Below are 19281 nucleotides of genomic sequence, written 5' to 3'. Positions count from 1 at the left end.
TCGGGACCGTCAGGCTTTCCTCAGGCTTTCCTCAAGATTTGCTCAAGCTTTGGCAGGGTGGTGCTTCTGTTGCGCGGCGAGCAGGCCCTGGTCCATGACCAGCTCCACTGCGTCAGCCGCTTCGTCCACGAGGAACGGCAGTTCCTTCTTCTCCGCGGTGGCGAAATCCCGGAGGACGTAGTCGGCCGTCTCCATGCGGCCCGGCGGTCGGCCCACCCCTACACGGACACGCAGGTAGTCCTTGGTGGCAAGTGCTTTGGAGATGTCCCGCAGACCGTTGTGCCCGCCCTCTCCGCCGCCTATTTTTAGCTTGACTGTGTTAAAAGGGATGTCGATCTCGTCGTGGACGGCTATGACATGGTCCGGTGCGATGTCGAAGAAGTTGCACAGCCCTGATACGGGTCCGCCTGAGACGTTCATGTATGTCATGGGCTTCGCCAGCACCACGCGTGGACCTCCAATACCCAGCCGGCCCTCCACCACCTGGGCGCGAGCCTTGTGGACCTTGAACTTCCCACCCATGCGGGAAGCCAGTTCGTCCAGCACCATCTGGCCAACATTGTGCCGGTTGTTGCTGTACTCGCTGCCGGGGTTGCCGAGGCCGACAATCAGCCAGGTGTCAGTCATGGTCTCATCCTAGGGAGGGTTCGGTTGATCAGCAGGGATGGTGGGTGGCAAAGAAGAAGTGGCCGGGACCCCAAGGGTGCCCGGCCACTCAACGGCGTAAGCCTCAAGCAGTCAGAAGACTACTCAGCGGCAGCTTCCGTGCTCTCTTCTTCTTCAGCACCAGCGGCTTCAGCGATGCGGACCACCAGGGTGTCGCCTTCGGTGAGCAGGATGGAACCCTTCGGAAGGACCAGGTCGGAAGCGTGGATGCTCTCGCCGGCCTTGAGGCCGTCGATGTTGACCTCGACGGCGGTGGGAACGTGGGTTGCTTCAGCTTCGAGGGAAACCGTGGTGGCTTCGAGGCTGGCGACAGCACCCGGAGCAACTTCACCGGAAACGTGGATGGCGATGTCGACGGTAACCTTCTCGCCGGCCTTCACGGTCTGGAGGTCAACGTGCTCGATGATCTGCTTAACGGGATCGCGCTGGATGTCCTTGACGAGCGTAAGGTGCTGCTCGCCGTCGACGTCGATTGCAAGCAGGGCGTTGGAAACGCGAACTGCCAGCGTGGTGGCGCGGCCCGGCAGGTTGATGTGGATGGGCTCTGCGCCGTGACCGTAGATGACAGCCGGGATCTGGCCGGCCATGCGTGCACGGCGGGCAAAACCCTTGCCGAATTCGGTGCGCAGTTCTGCGGTGAGCTTCTGCTCAGACATGTGTACTCCTTGATTACTGTGGCACCCGGGAAGTCCGGGCTGGTCTATCAGCAAGGGCGGAGGTCTGGAGACCTTCTACGCCCGGCTGAGATCGGCCGCCGAGCAGCCGTTCCGCCTGTGTTGAAGGAGATGCAGACCCAGTCGATAACGGAGACCCGCAACCCTGGTCCACAAATGCGGACCGGATGTGCTCTCCCTCGCCAAGGTATCCCCAAGAGTTTAGCAGCGGTTCGCGCCCTTTCTGAAAACGGGCAATGAAAACGGGCCACCCGCACGCCCGAAGGCGGCGAATGGCCCGCTCAAATTCAGCAGTCCGGCGCTATGCTTTGCCGTCGAACAGGCTGGTGACCGAACCGTCGTCGAACACTTCACGAATGGCGCGGGCAATCAACGGTGCGATCGACAACACCGTCAGCGACGGGAAGCGCTTCTCTGCCGGGATGGGCAGCGTGTTGGTGACCACAACTTCGCGGGCACCGGAATCAGCGAGGCGCTGCGCGGCGGGATCTGAGAAGACCGCGTGCGTGCAGGCAATGATGACGTCCTTGGCGCCGGCGTTCTTCAGGACCTGGACGGCGCCGGAAATGGTTCCGCCAGTGTCGATCATGTCGTCGATGAGGACGCAGGTGCGGCCTTCAACCTGGCCAACAACAGTCTTGGAGACTGCCTGGTTGGGGACGGTGAGGTCGCGGCTCTTGTGAACGAACGCGAGCGGGGCACCGCCCAGGCGCTCAGCCCACTGCTCGGCTACCCGGACGCGGCCTGTGTCAGGCGAAACAACCGTGATGTTGTCCGCTTCCACCTTGGTGCGGATGTAGTCGGCCAGCAGCGGGATTGCCATCAGGTGGTCCACAGGACCGTCGAAGAAGCCCTGGATCTGCGAGGTGTGCAGGTCAACGGACATGATGCGGTCCGCGCCGGCGGTCTTGTAAAGGTCGGCAACCAGTCGGGCGGAGATGGGCTCGCGACCGCGGCCCTTCTTGTCCTGGCGGGAGTACGGGTAGAACGGGGAAACAACCGTGATCCTCTTGGCAGAGGCGCGCTTGAGCGAGTCAATCATGATCAACTGCTCCATGAGCCAGTTGTTCAGCGGAGCCGGGTGGGCCTGGATGACGAAGGCATCAGTGCCTCGCACGCTCTCGGCCGAACGGACGTAGATTTCCCCGTTGGCGAAGTCGTAGGCGTCGATGGGCAGGAGCTCGGTCTCCAGCTCCTTCGCGATTTCCTGCGCCAGCTCCGGATGCGCCCTTCCGGCGGCGAGAATCAGTTTCTTCTCGCCGTGTGCGGTAATTTCGCTCATGCCTGTTTGCCTTCTTCTATGGTTGCCGGGGATTGTGAAGATGTGGATGCGGACGCCGGCTCCTGCGCGGCTTCGGCCAGCTTCGCGGAGGCGGTGCCCGGCCGGTTGGCCGCTACCCAGCCTTCGGCGTTCCGCTGTGCGGCCAGGCTGAGCGCGAGGGCTCCCGCGGGAACATCCTTACGGATGACCGCACCGGCGCCACTGTAAGCGCCGTCGCCAACTGTCACAGGTGCTACGAAGACCGTGTTTGAACCTGTGCGGACGCCCGAGCCGATCACCGTGCGGTGCTTCTTCTCGCCGTCGTAGTTGGCCGTGATGTTGCCGCAACCGATGTTGGTGTCTTCGCCGATCTCAGCATCACCGGCGTAGCCCAGGTGGGACAGTTTGGAACCGCGGCCGATTGTCACGTTCTTGGTTTCGTAGAACGCGCCGATCTTGCCGGTCTCGCCCAGGACCGTGCCGGGGCGGAGGTATGTGAACGGCCCAACGCTCGCCTTGGCGCCGATGGTGGAACCCGAACCGTGCGTACGGATCACCTTTGCGCCTTCGCCAACGCTGACGTCCGTCAAGGTTGTGTCAGGACCAACGACGGCGTCGCGCGCCACCGTTGTTGAACCGTGAAGTTGGGTGTTGGGCAGCAACCGGACGTCTTCATCAAGCGTGACGGTGGAATCGATCCAGGTGGTGGCGGGATCCACCACGGTCACGCCGGCACGCATCCAGGACTCGATGATGCGGCGGTTGTGCTCTGCACCAAGCGCGGACAACTGGATGCGGTCATTGGCACCTTCAACCTGCCAGCGGTCCTCAGTCACGACGGCGGCTACCCGGCCACCTGCGTCACGGGCCAACCCGAGGACGTCGGTCAGGTACATCTCGCCCTGGGCATTGTCCGTGGTGACCTTCGCCAGTGCGGTGCGCAAAACGGCGGCGTCGAAAGCGTAGATACCGGAGTTGACCTCGCGGATGGTGCGCTCGGTCTCGCTGGCATCCTTGTGCTCACGAATACCGGTGACGGTGCCATCTTCGGCGCGCAGGATCCGGCCGTAGCCGGTCGCGTCGGCCAGCACCGCGGTGAGGACCGTGACGGCGTTGCCCTCAGCCTCGTGCGTTGCCACAAGTTCACCGAGCAGTTGACCGGTCAGCAGCGGGACGTCGCCGTAAGTGACCACCACGGTGCCGGAAAGTTCGGCGTCGGCATCCAGAGCGTTGAGTGCCACTTCCACTGCGCGGCCAGTGCCGGGAACGTCGTCCTGGTCAACAATGAGTGCTTCCGGATCCAGCCCGGTAACGTGCTCTGCTACGCGGTCACGCTCGTGGCGGACAACCAGGGCCAGCTTCAACGGGTTGATGGCACGTGCGGCGAGGAGAGCGTGGCCCACCATGGAGCGACCGCCGATTTCGTGGAGGATCTTGGGAGTCCGCGACTTCATGCGCGTTCCGGCACCTGCGGCCAAAACGATCACCGCTGCGGGACCGGTGGTTTCGGGGCTCACGTACTGGCTCTCCTTGCTCGGTATGTCCCGGGTAACCCGGCTTCGGAATGCTGCCATCCAGCAATGGACCCAGGCACCGTGAGAGCCGCTACAGGTACAGAGAAGGAGAGCATTTTCCGACCGTTCCGCCCATAGGATTCGAACCTATACTCCACGGCTCCAAAGGCCGGGGTGCTGCCATTACACCAGAGCGGACCGTGCATGATTCATCCCCCGGATCTTGCGGCCCGGAGGGTTTCCCGGATCACCGGGATGCACACACAAGAATCTAGTTTGCCATGACCAATGCATGCTTCGCGACTTGACCACCCCGAGGCCGCTCCGGGATTCACACTTCCGCTACCGGAGGACCCGCCCTGCGCCCGTTCCAGCAGTCACTTAGGGCATGATGGACACGTGAGCAACCGCACTGAACTCCCCCGGCCGGCGGCCGCCTCCGAGCCCGCAGAGCATGTCACCAGCGGCCCGGCAGTGCGTGTACGGATGACCGGACAGCAGCGGAAATCACAACTCGTCGGCATCGGTCGTGCCCTCTTCGCCGCCCGAGGACTGGATGGCACTACCATCGAGGAAATCGCTGCCGCCGCCGGAGTTTCCAAGCCCGTGATCTACGAACATTTCGGCTCCAAGGAAGGCCTGTACCGCCAAGTGGTGGACACCGAATTCCGGATCCTTCTGGCTTCCATCACCGAGGCCCTCAGCACCGAAGCAAAGCCCCGCGTACTGGTTGAACGTGCTGCGTTGGCACTTCTTGGCTACATCGAAGACCGCACCGACGGCTTTCGGATCCTCGTGCGCGACGCCCCGCCTTCGCAGCCCGAGGGCGCCTTCTCCACGCTGCTCACCCACGTGACGGCCCGGGTGGAACACCTGCTCTCCGACGAATTCGCGCGGCGCGGATTCAGCGCCGCGGACGGAGCCATGTATGCGCAGATGCTCGTGGGAATGGTGGCCATGACAGGCCAGTGGTGGCTGGACAGCCGCACTCCCGACAAACGGGCTGTCGCCGCTCACCTGGTGAACCTGGCGTGGAACGGCCTGACGGGCCTCCAAAAGGAGCCTGAGCTCCGCTCCGAAGCGTAGAGCCCCTCCTTTGGTCACCTGCGCAGCACCGCCGCCCTTCGCCGTCGCTTAGACACAACGCATAGGTGACCCTCCGGTCGGGGGCGACCTCAGGCCACCGATGCGCCGCGATGCGCTCCTTCCCGAAGGCCGCCGGCGCCGCTAAAAGGTACGCTCTCTCACATCACACGCCCTTGAGCCCCACCTTCTCTCACCTCCCGTCTGCTTGAGCCCGCCCCTCTCTCACCTCCCGGCGCCTTCCGGGCAACCCTCTCTCATTCCCACCTGCTTGGTACTTTGTAGGATGTGCTCATGACCGCACCGCAGATCTATGTGAGTTTCCCGGGAACGGCTCGTGACGCGCTTGGTTTCTACGCGGAGATCTTCGGCGGGGAGCTTTCCCTGTACACCTTCGAGGAATTCAATCGCACCGACGGCCCTTCTGATGCGATCGCCCACGGAGTCCTCCGCGGGGTGGTTTCATTGGGCGGATCTGACACTTCAAACGGCGAAAAGAGCATCCGCACAGAAGGAGTCATGCTCTCACTGCTGGGAGCAGCCGAACCAGCAGTCCTTCACGAATGGTTCAACAAGCTCGCCGACGGGGGCCGAATCGTGGACCCACTTGCGCCGAAACCATGGGGCGCATCAGACGGCCAGGTAGTGGACCGCCACGGCCTGCACTGGCTCATAGGCTACGAACAAGCGCATAGACCCTAGGGACGCGAGAGACCATCCACCCCAAACCCTAGGGACGTGAGAGACGATCGACCCGAAACCCTTGGGATGTGAGAGAGGGTCCGCCGCAAACCCGAGGGATGTGATAGAGGGTTGGTAATCGGCCGTCGGCGCAGCGGCAGGCATCCGGAAGCGTGCGTCAAAGCGACGAAGGAGCAGCACGCGGAGGATGCGTGCCGCTGGGACGTAGCTAGGCGACGGCGAGACAGCTCTGGCCGCCGCCCGCGACGTAAAGCGACGAAGTAGCAGCACGCTGAGGATGTTTGCGGCCGGCCGGCACCGGCCCACCCCTACTCGCCCAGGATTTCGGCGGCCTCGAGCCATTCCAGTTCCAGGCCTTCTTTCTCCTCGAGCAATTCCTGGAGCTTTGCGTTGAGCTCCCCCAGGGCATCGAATTCACCGGATTCGGACTTGGCTGCCATCTGGGTGTGGAGCTTTTCTTCCTGCTGGGAGATCTTGCCGAGTTGGCGGTCGATCCTGTTGAGGTCCTTGCGGGCTTCGCGTTTTTCGGCTTCGCTGGCACCGGATGGAGCGGCAGCGCCCGAAGAGCCGCCACTTGCGGAAGTGGGAGCACCTGAGCCGCCGCCAACTGCGCCCGAGGCCAGTGCAGCTTCGCGCAATTCGAGGTACTGGTCCACACCGCCGGGCAGGCCACGAAGTTTGCCGTCGCCCAGGAGTGCCATTTGGTTGTCTGTGACGCGTTCCAGGAGGTAGCGGTCGTGGCTCACCACAACCAGGGTGCCGGGCCAGCCGTCCAGGACGTCCTCGACGGCGGCAAGGGTGTCGGTGTCGAGGTCGTTGGTGGGTTCGTCGAGCATCAGGACGTTGGGCTCCCCTACCAGCAGGCGCAGGAGCTGAAGTCGACGACGCTCACCGCCGGAGAGGTCGCTGACGGGTGTCCACTGCTTTTCCTTGGTGAACCCGAGCTGTTCCACGAGCTGTCCGGCGGTAAATTCCTTGCCGCCCACACTGAAGGACCGCTTTTCGCGTTCGATGACCTCAATGACGCGCAGGTCCGATACTTCATCGAGCTCTTTGACGTCCTGGGTCAGCACGGCAGTGACCACAGTCTTGCCACGCTTGACCTTGCCCGAGCTCGGCTGGATTTCACCGTTCAGCAGCCTCAGGAGCGTGGACTTGCCTGCCCCGTTGACGCCCACGAGTCCAAGACGTTCGCCCGGCGCAAGCCGGAGGGTGATGTTGTCGAAGAGCTTCTGTCCGTCCTCGCCGTCGAGGAAGTCAAGGGTGACGTTCTCGAGGTCCAGCACATCCTTGCCCAAGCGTGCGGTGGCCATTTTGCTGAGGGCCACGGAGTCGCGGGGATCGGGTACATCGGCGATGAGGTCGTTGGCAGCTTCGATGCGGAACTTGGGCTTCGCGGTTCGGGCAGGTGCACCACGCCGAAGCCACGCCAGTTCCTTTTTGACGAGCTGCTGGCGTTTACCTTCGACGACGGCGGCCATACGGTCGCGCTCGGCGCGCGCCAAAACGTAGGCTGCGTACCCGCCGTCGAACATGTCCACCATGGCGTCGTGGACTTCCCAGGTGTAGTTGCAGACTTCGTCGAGGAACCAGCGGTCGTGGGTGACCACCAGGAAGGCGCCCTGGTTGGCGCGCCAACGTGTCTTGAGGTGCCGGGCCAGCCACGCCACGCCTTCGACGTCGAGGTGGTTGGTGGGTTCGTCAAGCATGATGACGTCGTGGTCTTCGATGAGGAGTTTGGCCAGCGCAACACGGCGTTTCTGGCCGCCGGATAGAGCATGGACGTTGGCGTGCCAGTCGACGTCGCCCACCAGTCCGCCCATGACTTCGCGGATCTTGGCGTTGGCCGCCCATTCGTGATCCGCGCGGTCACCGACGATCGCAGCGCCTACTGTCAGGTCGCCGTCGAGCACGTCGCCTTGGTCCAGGTAGCCGACGTTGACGTCTCCGCGCTTGGTGACACGGCCCGAGTCGGGCGTCGAACGCAAGGCGAGCAGGCGCATGAGTGTCGATTTACCGTCACCGTTGCGGCCCACCATGCCGATGCGGTCGCCATCCTCCAAACCGAGGGTGACGCCGTCGAGGACAGTGCGGGTCGCGAACGAAACGGTGAGGTTTTCGCCGCCAAGCAGGTGGGCCAATGGGTACTACTTTCTACTGCTGGAATGCGGAGGTACTAAAGGAGGGTATCGGAGATGATCCGGGCGCCGGGCACCGGGCCGTGGACCGCCAAGGCAGTGTGTCCGCGGTGGCCCAGCTCTTCAGCAAGGACCTTAGCTGAGACAGAATCCCTGGCAAGCAGGGCGATGGTGGGTCCCGAGCCGGACACCATGCCGGCAAGGGCACCGCGCGCTTCACCCAGTCCGATGGTGTCGTGAAGCTGGGGTGCGAGCGTAATGGAGGCCCGTTGGAGGTCGTTGATCAGCACGCGGCTGAGGGTTTCGGGGTCGCCGTTCCGCAGGGCTTGCAGGATGGTGGGGTCCACGTCAACGGGCTCGGGAATCTCCACGCCTTCTGAGTCCCGAAGCCCGTCCAGGGTTCGGAACACGTCAGGGGTGGACAGCCCGTAATCGGCAAAAACCAGCACCCAATCCATTTGCGCCTTGGCCAGCGCGGGCGAGAGTTTATCTCCCACGCCAAGCCCGACGGCGGTGCCTCCCAGGAGCGAGAACGGCACGTCTGCGCCCAACTCGGCTGCAAGGTGTGCCAGTTCCTCTCGTGAGAGGCCGCTGTTCCAGAGCGCATCGCAGGCCAGCAGCGTGGCGGCGGCGTCTGCAGAGCCACCGCCCATTCCACCAGCCACGGGGACACGCTTGGTGATTTCCAAGTGCACGCCGGTTGGTTTCTCGGACATTTCAGCCATGATGGCCGCAGCCTTGTAGGCGAGATTGCGTTCGTCCAAGGGGATGTCCACGCCGTCCAGGTCCAGTGTGCTGTCCGGGCTGATGCTGACAGTGATTCCTTCAGCCTCAGTACTTGTGGCCGCCACTTCCTCGTAGAGGGAGACGGCGAGGTATACGCTGGCCACCGAATGGTATCCGTCGGGCCGCAACGGTCCTACGCTCAGGGAGACGTTGATCTTGCCCGGGGCTTTGACGCGAACCGTGCGGGCATGAAAGCGATCCCCCACGAACGGGAGGCTGCTTGGCTTGCGGTTACCCGGGTTCATGCGTCCACGGGGTGGCGGGCTTCGGCGATCTTGACGTAGGCATGGATGTCCAGGACCTCGCCGCGCGCCGTGGGGTCAACTCCGGCGGCCACGAGGCACCGCTCCGCTTCGGAGGCGCTCCCGGCCCAACCGGCGAGTGCCGCGCGCAGCGTTTTCCGCCGCTGCGCGAAGGCAGCATCAATGACGGCGAATACCTGTTCACGCGTGGCATGCGTTTCCGGCGGGTTATGCCGGGTGAAGGCGACCAGGCCTGAATGGATCTTCGGCGCAGGCCAGAAGACGTTCATCCCGATGACGCCGGCCTTGCGCATATGCCCATACCAGGCCGCCTTGACCGACGGGACACCGTAGATCTTGGAACCCGGCGTGGCGGCCAGGCGATCCGCAACCTCATCCTGAACCATGACCAGGCCATGCTGGAGGCTGGGGAAATGTTGCAGCAGGTGAAGCACCACCGGAACGGCCACGTTGTAGGGCAGGTTGGCCACCAATGCGGTGGGTGGCAAAGGCAGTTCGGTGACCTTCATGGCGTCCGACAACACCAGGTGGAAGTTGTCCTCCGCACCGGGCCGCCAAGCGCGCACAGTCGCCGGCAGCTTTTCCGCCAACACGGGGTCGATTTCGACGGCGACCACGGCCTTGGCCGCGTCCAGCAAACCGAGTGTCAAGGAGCCAAGCCCAGGGCCTACCTCCAGCACGGTTTCATCGTCGCCAATATTTGCTGCGGCCACAATCCTGCGGATGGTGTTGCCGTCGATCACAAAGTTCTGCCCCAGGGTTTTCGTGGGGCGTACACCGATCTCCTCGGCGAGCCGTCGGATATCTGTGGCGCCCATCAAGGGCGCGACGGCGGCGGGTTCGGAATTCGGTTCAGTCACCTAGGTATCGTATCGCCTGTGCGGGGTCAGGCTGCGTGGGCGCAGCCCCAGTCGCTGAGGCCGTTCTTGGCGTAGAGGCGGTTGGCGATGTCAATCTGCTGAGCCTTGGTGGCAAGGCTGGCGTTGGGAGCGTAGGCTCCACCACCGTTGGCAAGCCAGGTGGGGCTGGAGAACTGCAGGCCACCGTAGTAGCCGTTGCCGGTGTTGATTGACCAGTTTCCGCCCGATTCACACTGGGCGATCCTGTCCCACATGGCTTCGTTCGGCGCGCCGGTGGGGCCGCTGGCTGCGGGTGCTGCAGTTGCGGCTGCTGCCTGCGGGGCAGGGGTGGGAACGGGGCGGGCCTTGGTGCCGACGCTGATCTTTTCGGTCACCGGCTCGGTGGCTACGTTGCTGGAGACCAGAGTGCGGGACGCTTCGCGGCCGTCCACGAGGACCAGCTTGAACGTCTTGACCAGGGACCCTGCCACGCCTTCCTGGGTCACTTTCTCTTCGCCTTTGAAGAGTTCAGCACTGTCACTCTTCACGCTTTCGAACGGTACTTCTTCGGTGGCTTCGGCGGTCTTGCTGGTGTCCACCCGGGAGACCTTAATCACCATGTCCTGGACGATGGGCGCATTGCCCGGCTGGGAGATGCGATCGTTGGCACCGAGGGTGATTCCGGTGTCCTTGAGCACGGTGGCGACGTCGTCCGCCGTCGTGGTGGTGCTGGTGTCCTTGCCGTCAGCTACCACGCTGATGGTCTTGGGAGTGGAGATGGACACGAAGGAGCCGGTGACTTCCAAGGACGCTTCTTTGGGCTGGGAAATTTCGGAGGAGCTTGCTACACCGAGTTCGCTCACCAGGCCTGCAACGTCAGGGGCAGTGGTGTTCACGGTCTTCCGGGCGCCATCCAGTTCAATGGACACGGCCTTGGCCAGGTTGACGTTCACTACGGATCCGTTTTCGACCCGCGCGTCAAGAGCAGGGGAAACGCGGTCTGCGTCCTTCAACTCGACCTTGGCTGCTTTGACCACTTGGTCAACAGTGCCGCCGAAGGTCTGGATGGAGCTCACTTTGCCGTCCACGTTGAGGGTGACGGTCTTGTTGTTGCCGACGAAGGCGACGACACCAACCACCAGCGCTGCAACCACCAGCAGCTGGGTACCTACCTTGAGGAAACTGAACTTGCCATCCGTTGTGAAGAACTTGATCACGATCGCCCATTACTCTCAGACCATCCGGGCACGGGGAAAAGCGCAAAAGTAATGCCGACCGCAAAAACGGAGGGCCAGGCAATAAGCCTGGTCCTACACTTGCTGCCGGCATCTGCGCCGCCAAAAAACATTCAACTGATTGCTCCGGAATCAACCGGTGCAGTTGTCCGAAGGCCTTCCCCGACCCCGGCTACTTGTTTAACACAGTAACCGATCCGTTATAAACGAACCAAGAATCGTGCATACCGGGTATCCAGGCCCGGGGCCCGTCTCGTTGTCAAAAAAGGTGGCTTAGGCCCATGAACCGTAGGCATTCAGAGTGTTTTCGGCCAACCGCGAACAAAGTTCGGCCAAGTCATCTCCTGTCACGTCAGCCATGGACCGGACTGTGTAGGGAACCATGTAGCTCGCATTCGGCCGCCCACGGTGGGGATGCGGAGTGAGGAACGGAGAGTCGGTTTCCACCAGAATCCTGCCAGGCTCGGCAATGGCCAGGGCAGCGCGGAGATTCCCGGCGTTCTTGAACGTCATGGTGCCGGCGAAGGACATGTACCAGCCGTTCCCGTTACAGATCCGGGCTAGTTCCTCATCTCCGGAGAAACAGTGAAACACCACGCGATCCGGAGCGCCTTCCTCCCGCAGGACCTGCACTACGTCGTCGTGGGCGTCGCGGTCGTGAATCTGCAGTGTCAGCCCGAGCCTCTTGGCGATGTCAATGTGTCGCCGGAAGGAGTACCGCTGATGGGCCAGCCCCTCACCGTGGGTTCGGAAGAAGTCCAACCCGGTCTCGCCGATGGCCCGGATCCGCGGATGACCGGCCAGCGCCTCGATCTCGGCGAGCGCTGATTCCAGTTCACCGCGGGCCGCGTATTCGGGGGCGTCGTTGGGGTGGATCGCTACGGCACCGAGTAGCCGGGGGTCAGCTTCCACCGCCTGCACTGTGAACCTGGAGGATTCGAGGTCGCAGCCCACTTGGATGGCGCCCTGCACACCAACGGCTTCCGCGGAGTCCATCGCGTCCCGGACCGAGACCTCAATCAAGCCGTGCCTGAAGTCCAGATGCGTGTGATTGTCCATCACAGGTACAGGCAGGGGTTCGGGCGCTGGGGGGTACTCCCGGCGTGAGTCTTTTTCGTCTGCTGCGTCGGAAGGCGCCCGGTAAGGTGCGGGAGCGAGGGAATTGCACATGCTTCCACCTTATTCGGACCGTGGTCCTCCCCGGGCGCCCGGGAGGAGCGAGCCATAAATTCCGTTTGCCACATAAATTCCGGGGCACTATGTTAGCGCAGGCCAATGTCTGGGTAGTCTGGAACGGACAAGCGGCCAACACCAGCAGCGCTCAGCGAAGACAGCTGCTGCGGGGGCCACGGCTGAAGGGCAATTCATGGAGTCCAAGCGACAAGTCACCGTTGAACCTTCTCCTGTTCAGGGCGAGGCTTACAGTCCCCTGCCCCGTGACGGCGCTGGGCTCAATGGGCACAGGCCGCACGTCATGGACGCCGAACGGTTCCACGATGCCAGCGAGCGCATCCTTGGTTCCATCAATAAGGTCATCGATGGAAAAGCCGACGCCGCCAAGCTCGCCCTTACTGTGCTGCTGGCCCAGGGCCATCTTCTGCTGGAGGATGTGCCGGGGGTCGGCAAGACCCTGCTCGCAAAGACGCTGGCCCGCACTGTGGACTGCACTGTGTCCCGCATTCAATTCACCCCGGACCTGCTCCCTTCCGACGTCACAGGAGTGTCCATCTACAACCAGTCGTCCCGGCAGTTCGAGTTCCGGCCCGGTGCCGTGTTCGCGAACATCGTGATCGGCGACGAAATCAACCGCGCTTCGGCCAAAACCCAATCCGCCTTGCTTGAATGCATGGAAGAGCACCAGGTGACTGTGGACGGCCATTCGTATCAGCTGGGATTGCCTTTCATGGTGGTGGCCACGCAGAACCCCATCGAGATGGAAGGCACGTACCCGCTGCCCGAAGCACAGCGTGACCGCTTTATGGCCAGGATTTCCATGGGCTACCCGGACAGGGAGGCCGAGATCGAGATGTTGGAGACACATCAGGCGTCCTCACCCCTGATTAAGGTGACTCCCGTGGTCACGGCGGCCGACGTGGCTGCCATGATCGCCACCGTCCAGCAGGTTTATGTCTCCACTGCCATCAAGGAATACACGGTGGCCATTGGACGGGCAACCCGTGACAGTGCCCGGCTCCGTCTTGGTGCCAGCCCGCGATCCTTGCTGCAACTGCTCCGTGCGGCCAAGGCCACGGCGGCCCTGGATGGCCGCGATTTTGTCCTTCCGGATGACGTGGTGGACGTGGCCGAATCAGTGCTCGCCCACAGGATCATCCTGGACCGCAAGGCTGCGAGTTCGGGCGACACGCCGCAGAGCATTCTCCGGGGCATCTTCGCTTCCTTGCCCGTGGCTCAGGAACCGCCCGGCGCGTGGCGCAGGGACAGGCACAGCGTTTAGGAGAGATGCCGGTATGGCGCTCATGGATCGGCTTCCCAAACACTTATTCACCAACCGCGGCTGGGGGCTTCTGGCCGCCGGGGCCCTTTCCATGGGGTGCGCGTATGTCATGGGCAGGCGTGATCTCCTGACTCTGGCTGTCCTGTTGATTCTCCTTCCCTTGGTGGCGCTCGCCGGCGTCCGGGTGCTCAAACCCAAGTTCCAGGTGTACCGGGAGTTCAATCCGTCCACGGTGGAGACGTCCGGCACCACAACCGTTCGCCTCGCTGTTGCACGGTCGTCATATTCCACAGGGCACGTGATCATGGAGGAGCAACTGCCTCCCCGCTTCGGTGAGCCACCCGCTTTCCGCTTTCCTGCCCGATCAGCATCCGGAGGCACCAGCCGCTACGAATATCACTTGCGCTCGGGCAAGCGGGGACAGTTCCGGATTGGTCCGGTCACCGCAGAGTTCAGTGACCCTTTCGGCTTATCGCTGCGGCGGCATGCAATTGACGACGGCGACATCCTCACCGTGACTCCTGCCGCCGTCGAACTTCCCGTCACGGGCCTCGCCGGCGCGCGTGGCAATGATGGCGTGACGGCGACCCGTATCCGGGCCAATCCCAGCGATGACGACATCATGACCCGTGAGTACAGGCACGGTGATCCCATGCGCCGCGTTCACTGGGCGGCGACTGCCCGCCATGGCCAGCTCATGGTGCGTCAAGAGGAGTCGGTGACCACCCCGGAGGCCACCCTCATCCTGGACCAGAGATTCACCGCCTTTGCCGCCGGAACCGGTTCTGTCTTCGGGAGCCATGACGAGAACTCTGACCTTGTCACCAGTACGAACTTCGAGTGGATGGTCACCGCGGCGATGTCCATTAGCGCGCATTTGGCAGAACGGAATTATTCGTTACGACTCCTTGATGCATTCGGCAGCCCGGCGTTCCATCGTTCGCGGTCGGCGCCGGACACGGAGGCGGAGGAGTTCGCGGGCGTGGGCGGACTTCAGGCCATCGCAGAAAGTCTTGCGGCAGTGGAGCTAAGCGGCCCGAGGCACACCAGGCTGGAGCACCACAGGACCGAGCAAATCTCCGAACACAAGGAGGGCTCCCCCGGCTCGGCGGGCACGGAGAATGCCGATTCTCCTTTCAACGATCGCCTGATGGACAAACTCTCAGCGCACCGGTTGCGCGGTCCGCTGCTTGCCTTGGTGGGCAACCTGACGCCTGCGGAGGCAAGGACACTTGCCCCGGCGGCCGGCTATGGTGCCAACGCCTTTGCCTTGGTGATCACCGATGCCTCACGGAACAACGAGGAAATACTTGAGATCTTGCGCGTTGCTGGTTGGAGGGCAGCCGCTGTGACATCGAAAACCCAGCTGACGGCTGCCTGGTCAGCCTTTGATGCCGGCGGCATCGTAGCTGCCGCAGATGCGGCCATGGATGTCCGGCGTGGAGCGGCGGTGCCACGATGACCGCTACATCCCACCAGGGCTCCCCCAGCGCTCCGACCCAACCGGGTGGAACAGCCAGCACGGCTTCGTCCGGCAAGCCGCCCCGACCGCAGGTCCCGGGTCCAGGGCCCTATCCATGGGCCATGGCAGGATCAGTGGCGGTGGCTGTCCTAGGGGCGGCGTTGTCCTTGAACGGTGTCCTCAGGGGCTGGGCCTGGTTCATGCCGCTGATCACCACGGTGGTAGTGGTCGCGCTGACGCTTGCTGTCCTCCGGGCACTCCGGGCCCAGCCGCTGATCGCGACCTTGGGCTCCTTTGCCACCCTGGCGGCTGCGCTCAGCTTCATCTTCTGCCGCCAGGAGAGCCTGGCGGGGTTCATCCCCACCACCGAAACCTTTACCGCCGTCGGACGACACATTAAGCGGGCCGCCGAAACAGTGGTGTCCGAAAGCGCGCCGGTGGCACCTAACGCCGGGATCGTTTTCGTCATGTGTGCCTGCCTTGGGCTCCTGGTGATCCTCATCGATGCCCTGGCCGTTCCACTTTCCATGCCTGCGGCCAGCGGCATTGGCCTGCTGGCGGTCATGGTGGTGCCTGCCACTATCAAACCGCAGAGCGTGGGAGTAGCCGGATTCATCGGCGCGGCCGTGGGTTACCTGCTCATCCTGGGGTGCAGCCACTGGTTCGCCCCTGATGCCAGGCTCCAGTCGGGCTCGGGGCGCGGTGCCGGCCAGTTCAAGCGCTCAGTTGTCACCGGTGGCCTGGCGCTGGCATTGACCATGACCGTCCCCTTGGCCATCCCCGGTTTCGAGACCGGCACTTTTCCGCAGGGCTCACGGCTCAGCCCGTGGGGCACCTCCAATGGGCTCAATCCCATGATCACCCTGGGCAACAGCCTCAGGAGTCCTACCGGTTCGGGCCGCATCACGTATGCCACGAGCGCCGGCGCACCCCTGTATTTGAGGTCGGTCACTGTTGACCACTTCGACGGCGAAACCTGGGCCCCGGATGATCGTGCAGGCGAGCGCCGCGTAGGTGCTGACAGGATCGAGACGGGGTACGCCGTCCAGGGCGAAGTGGTCAATGCCGTGACGTCCATTAACGCGGGCCTGTTCACCAGCCCTTACCTCCCTGCCCCATTTGCTCCGGCTTCGGTGAACGGCCTCAACGGACGCTGGACCTGGGATCCGGCTACTTTGAGCATCATGAGCACGGAGACCACCACCCGCGCCCAACGGTACGTTGTCTTCTCCGCAGCCCCCAGGATCACATCAGAGTCCCTGTCCCAAGCCACTTCCGTCCCGCAGGGCATTTCAGATGACTTCCTCAGGATCCCGGGCAACCTTCCGGACATCGTGCGGCAAACAGCCGATACCGTCACGGCATCCGCGGGCAGCAACTACGCCAAAGCGCTGGCCCTCCAGAAGTACCTGCGTTCCGGCGAGTTCACGTACTCCTTACAAGCTCCCGTGCAAAACGGCTATGACGGTAACGGCCTCTCGGTCCTGTCGGATTTCCTTGCCGTCAAGAGCGGTTATTGTGTTCACTTCTCCTCGGCTATGGCCGTCATGGCGCGGGCCGAAGGGATTCCGAGCCGCATCGCCGTGGGCTACGCGCCGGGCCGGCTCACGGGCGAGTCCGTGGCCTTGGTCGGTCAGGGTTCCTTCCCCGAGTACGAGGTGGACGCCCGGGATGCTCACGCATGGCCCGAACTGTATTTTGAGGGGCTTGGCTGGGTTCCCTTTGAGCCCACGCCGTCGCGGGGCTTCGTCCCCGACTACGCCGCGGAATCCTCAGTTCCCAGTAATCTCAGCACCAACGCCGACGAGAAAGAAGTCCTCACAACCCCCGCACCGCCGGCAGCAGCGCCCGTCCCGATTCCAGGGGTAGAGACCCCTGCTACGGGTTCGGGCGCCACGAACCCGCTCCCAGCGATCGGCGCCGCCGCAGCCGGGGTGTTGCTGCTCGTCGGTTTCCTCTGGTCGCCGAGGCTGAGCAGGACGGTCCTGAGGCAACGCCGGCTGAATCAAAAACCTCCGGATGAAGACGGAATCCCCGGTGTCAAGGATCCTGCCCCGGAACTTGCCTGGGCGGAACTGCAGGACCTCGCTACGGATTACGGCGTGCCATCGACGCCCAGCGAGACGCCCAGGAATTTTTCCGCCCGGCTGCGGTCCAGCACCGCACTTGGTGACACAGGAGGACTCGACGACGCCGCCCACGCAGCAGTGGCTTCGCTCACCTCGGACTTCGAACGGCAACGCTACGGTCGCACGGCGGCCCCGGCACCGGCAGCGGCGGGCCGCATCGCCGTCGTCCGTGAGGCGTTGCGAAACAATGCCCGCTGGTTGGTGCGCTTCCGCGCCGACTGGGTGCCGCCGTCGATGATGCAACGCTGGGTCCACGCGCTCGGCGCACCGTTCCGGGCTGTGGGAAGGCTCGGCAAAGCCATGGGCCGGGCGGTTGGCCGGTGGTGGCACAGGCTCGCGGGCCTGCTCCCCCAGCGCCGCTAGGTGCAGGTACAAACAGTCTTCAGGTACAGACAGCGAGGGGCCCGGCCCCGGAACTTGTGGTTCCGGGGCCGGGCCCCTGCGTGTGTCAACCGTTCTTGTTGCGAGAGCGGCGGACCGGGCTCCTTGGTGGAAAGAGCAGTATTAGTCGGCGTAAGGGTCCGCGATACCTACGTACTGGGTGTAGAGGTACTCTTCGATGCCTTCGGAACCGCCTTCGCGGCCCAGGCCGGACTGCTTGACGCCACCGAACGGTGCCGCAGCGTTGGAGATGACACCTGCGTTGAGGCCGAGCATGCCGGTCTCGATGCGTTCGCTGATGCGCAAGCCCCGGTTGAGGTCCTTGGTGAAGACGTAGGCAACCAGGCCGTATTCGGTGTTGTTGGCCAAGCGAACGGCGTCGTCTTCGGTGGAGAAGGTGATGATCGGCGCGACCGGTCCGAAGATTTCTTCCTGCAGGATGCGGGCGTCAGCTGCAACGTTCTTCAGCACGGTGGGCTGGTAGAAGTAGCCGGGACCGTCCACGGCGGCACCACCGGTGACAGCTGTGGCGCCTCCTGCTACGGCTTCGGAAACGAGGGCGTGGACGCCGTCGCGGGCCTTGCCGTCGATGAGCGGGCCAACCTTGGATTCGGGCTCGGTACCGCGGGCGGTGGTCAGGGAACCGATTTTGGCGGCGAACTTCTCGGCGAAGGAATCGGCGATGGACTCGTGCACAATGAAGCGGTTCGCTGCGGTGCAGGCCTCGCCCATGTTGCGCATCTTGGCGGCAATGGCGCCTTCAACGGCCTTGTCCAGGTCGGCGTCTTCGAAGACCACGAACGGTGCGTTGCCACCGAGTTCCATGGAGGTGCGCAGGACCTTGTCCGCTGCTTCACGGATCAGTGCCTGGCCCACCGGGGTGGAGCCGGTGAAGGAGATCTTGCGGAGGCGGTCATCCTTGATCAGCGGGCCCGTGACGGCGCCGGCGGTGGAGGTCTGGATGACGTTGAGGACACCGGCGGGGAGGCCGGCTTCCTGCATGACCTGGGCGAAGAGCAGGCTGGTGAGCGGGGTCAGGTTGGCCGGCTTGAGCACCATGGTGCAGCCGGCGGCGACGGCGGGGGCTACTTTGCGGGTGGCCATGGCCAGCGGGAAGTTCCACGGGGTGATCAGCAGGCAGGGGCCCACGGGCTTCTTCTGCACGAGGAGGCGGTTCTTGCCATCAGGTGCTGCTGAGTAACGGCCGGACACGCGGACTGCTTCTTCGGAGAACCAGCGCAGGAACTCGGCACCGTAGGTGACTTCACCACGGGCTTCGGCAAGGGGCTTGCCCATTTCGAGGGTCATCAGCAGTGCGAAGTCTTCGGCACGCTCGGTGACCAGTTCAAAGGCGCGGCGCAGGATTTCGCCGCGTTCGCGCGGTGCGGTGCGGGCCCAATCGGCTTGGGCGGCAGCAGCGGCGTCGAGGGCGGCAGCGCCGTCTTCAGCACCGGCGTCGGAGATGCTGAGCAGGACCTTGCCCGTGGCCGGGTCCTCAACATCAAAGGTCTTTCCGGATCCGGCCGGGCGCCACTGACCGTTGATCAGCAGGCCGGTAGGGACGGAAGCCAGCAGTTCGCTTTCGCGTTCAACCGTGACAGTCATGGCGACTCCTTCGTCTTGGGTGCTTTGGAGAATTGCACCACTGGGGTTCGTTGCCGGAAGTGGCTTGAATTACTGCCACGGTACTGCC

Annotated in this window: 15 protein-coding genes and 1 tRNA gene; 5 read left to right on the top strand and 11 right to left on the bottom strand. The window is 63.6% G+C overall.

What is annotated here, in order from left to right:
• Positions 1 to 42: 42 nt before the first annotated feature.
• The 5 genes from pth to AC6CH8_RS02170 form a co-directional block, all read right to left on the bottom strand.
• Complete coding sequence (pth, locus tag AC6CH8_RS02190; RefSeq protein ID WP_498188492.1) at positions 43 to 627, bottom strand: aminoacyl-tRNA hydrolase; 585 nt, start codon at positions 625 to 627, stop codon at positions 43 to 45.
• Positions 628 to 746: 119 nt separating this feature from the next.
• On the bottom strand, positions 747 to 1322 hold the full coding sequence (locus tag AC6CH8_RS02185; protein ID WP_091466180.1) for a 50S ribosomal protein L25/general stress protein Ctc: 576 nt from the start codon (positions 1320 to 1322) through the stop codon (positions 747 to 749).
• 319 nt (positions 1323 to 1641) lie between these two features.
• Entirely contained in the window at positions 1642 to 2622 is a 981-nt protein-coding gene (locus tag AC6CH8_RS02180; RefSeq protein WP_011774071.1) for a ribose-phosphate diphosphokinase, read from the bottom strand.
• Positions 2619 to 4118: a bifunctional UDP-N-acetylglucosamine diphosphorylase/glucosamine-1-phosphate N-acetyltransferase GlmU gene (gene glmU, locus AC6CH8_RS02175; protein WP_498188491.1), complete on the bottom strand. Its 1500-nt coding sequence runs from the start codon at positions 4116 to 4118 to the stop codon at positions 2619 to 2621. Before glmU ends, AC6CH8_RS02180 begins: the two co-directional genes overlap by 4 nt.
• A gap of 123 nt (positions 4119 to 4241) precedes the next feature.
• Positions 4242 to 4313, bottom strand: a tRNA-Gln gene (locus AC6CH8_RS02170).
• Positions 4314 to 4601: 288 nt separating this feature from the next.
• On the opposite strand from AC6CH8_RS02170, the gene AC6CH8_RS02165 reads away from it, so the two are divergent.
• Complete coding sequence (locus AC6CH8_RS02165) at positions 4602 to 5201, top strand: TetR/AcrR family transcriptional regulator (RefSeq protein ID WP_498188662.1); 600 nt, start codon at positions 4602 to 4604, stop codon at positions 5199 to 5201.
• Between the two features lie 291 nt (positions 5202 to 5492).
• Entirely contained in the window at positions 5493 to 5900 is a 408-nt protein-coding gene (locus AC6CH8_RS02160) for a VOC family protein (RefSeq protein ID WP_498188490.1), read from the top strand.
• A 308-nt stretch (positions 5901 to 6208) separates the two neighbouring features.
• Here AC6CH8_RS02160 and AC6CH8_RS02155 read toward each other — a convergent pair whose 3' ends face one another.
• The 5 genes from AC6CH8_RS02155 to AC6CH8_RS02135 all read right to left on the bottom strand — a co-directional run bounded on the left by AC6CH8_RS02155 (position 6209) and on the right by AC6CH8_RS02135 (position 12331).
• Positions 6209 to 8041 (bottom strand): ABC-F family ATP-binding cassette domain-containing protein, encoded by a 1833-nt coding sequence (locus tag AC6CH8_RS02155; RefSeq protein ID WP_498188489.1) that lies wholly within the window; start codon positions 8039 to 8041, stop codon positions 6209 to 6211.
• A 35-nt stretch (positions 8042 to 8076) separates the two neighbouring features.
• Positions 8077 to 9069 carry a 4-(cytidine 5'-diphospho)-2-C-methyl-D-erythritol kinase gene (locus tag AC6CH8_RS02150; RefSeq protein WP_498188488.1) on the bottom strand — a complete coding sequence of 331 codons (993 nt, stop codon included), beginning with the start codon at positions 9067 to 9069 and terminating at the stop codon, positions 8077 to 8079.
• A complete protein-coding gene (gene rsmA, locus AC6CH8_RS02145; RefSeq protein WP_091466175.1) occupies positions 9066 to 9947 on the bottom strand; it encodes a 16S rRNA (adenine(1518)-N(6)/adenine(1519)-N(6))-dimethyltransferase RsmA in 882 nt (293 codons plus the stop codon). Before rsmA ends, AC6CH8_RS02150 begins: the two co-directional genes overlap by 4 nt.
• Before the next feature lie 26 nt (positions 9948 to 9973).
• Positions 9974 to 11143, bottom strand: coding sequence for a resuscitation-promoting factor (locus AC6CH8_RS02140; RefSeq protein WP_420180531.1), 1170 nt, complete (start codon positions 11141 to 11143; stop codon positions 9974 to 9976).
• 291 nt (positions 11144 to 11434) lie between these two features.
• Positions 11435 to 12331 (bottom strand): TatD family hydrolase, encoded by an 897-nt coding sequence (locus AC6CH8_RS02135; RefSeq protein ID WP_364308312.1) that lies wholly within the window; start codon positions 12329 to 12331, stop codon positions 11435 to 11437.
• 196 nt (positions 12332 to 12527) lie between these two features.
• On the opposite strand from AC6CH8_RS02135, the gene AC6CH8_RS02130 reads away from it, so the two are divergent.
• Genes AC6CH8_RS02130 through AC6CH8_RS02120 form a run of 3 tightly spaced genes read left to right on the top strand, consistent with a single transcriptional unit; the run spans position 12528 to position 17570 of the window.
• Positions 12528 to 13616, top strand: a complete 1089-nt coding sequence (locus AC6CH8_RS02130; RefSeq protein WP_178997928.1) for an AAA family ATPase — start codon at positions 12528 to 12530, stop codon at positions 13614 to 13616.
• A 13-nt stretch (positions 13617 to 13629) separates the two neighbouring features.
• Entirely contained in the window at positions 13630 to 15078 is a 1449-nt protein-coding gene (locus AC6CH8_RS02125; protein ID WP_420180528.1) for a DUF58 domain-containing protein, read from the top strand.
• The gene (locus tag AC6CH8_RS02120) at positions 15075 to 17570 is read left to right on the top strand and encodes a transglutaminase TgpA family protein (protein WP_498188487.1); all 2496 of its coding nucleotides are present in this window, start codon (positions 15075 to 15077) and stop codon (positions 17568 to 17570) included. The genes AC6CH8_RS02125 and AC6CH8_RS02120 overlap by 4 nt, the downstream gene beginning before the upstream one ends.
• A gap of 141 nt (positions 17571 to 17711) precedes the next feature.
• Here the strand turns inward: AC6CH8_RS02120 and AC6CH8_RS02115 are convergent, their stop codons facing one another.
• On the bottom strand, positions 17712 to 19193 hold the full coding sequence (locus AC6CH8_RS02115) for an NAD-dependent succinate-semialdehyde dehydrogenase (RefSeq protein ID WP_026542786.1): 1482 nt from the start codon (positions 19191 to 19193) through the stop codon (positions 17712 to 17714).
• Positions 19194 to 19281 lie beyond the last annotated feature (88 nt).

Source organism: Paenarthrobacter sp. GQ52 (assembly GCF_059759005.1).
Note: the sequence above shows the minus strand (reverse complement) of the source record. Positions and strands in the feature narration are given on the sequence as shown.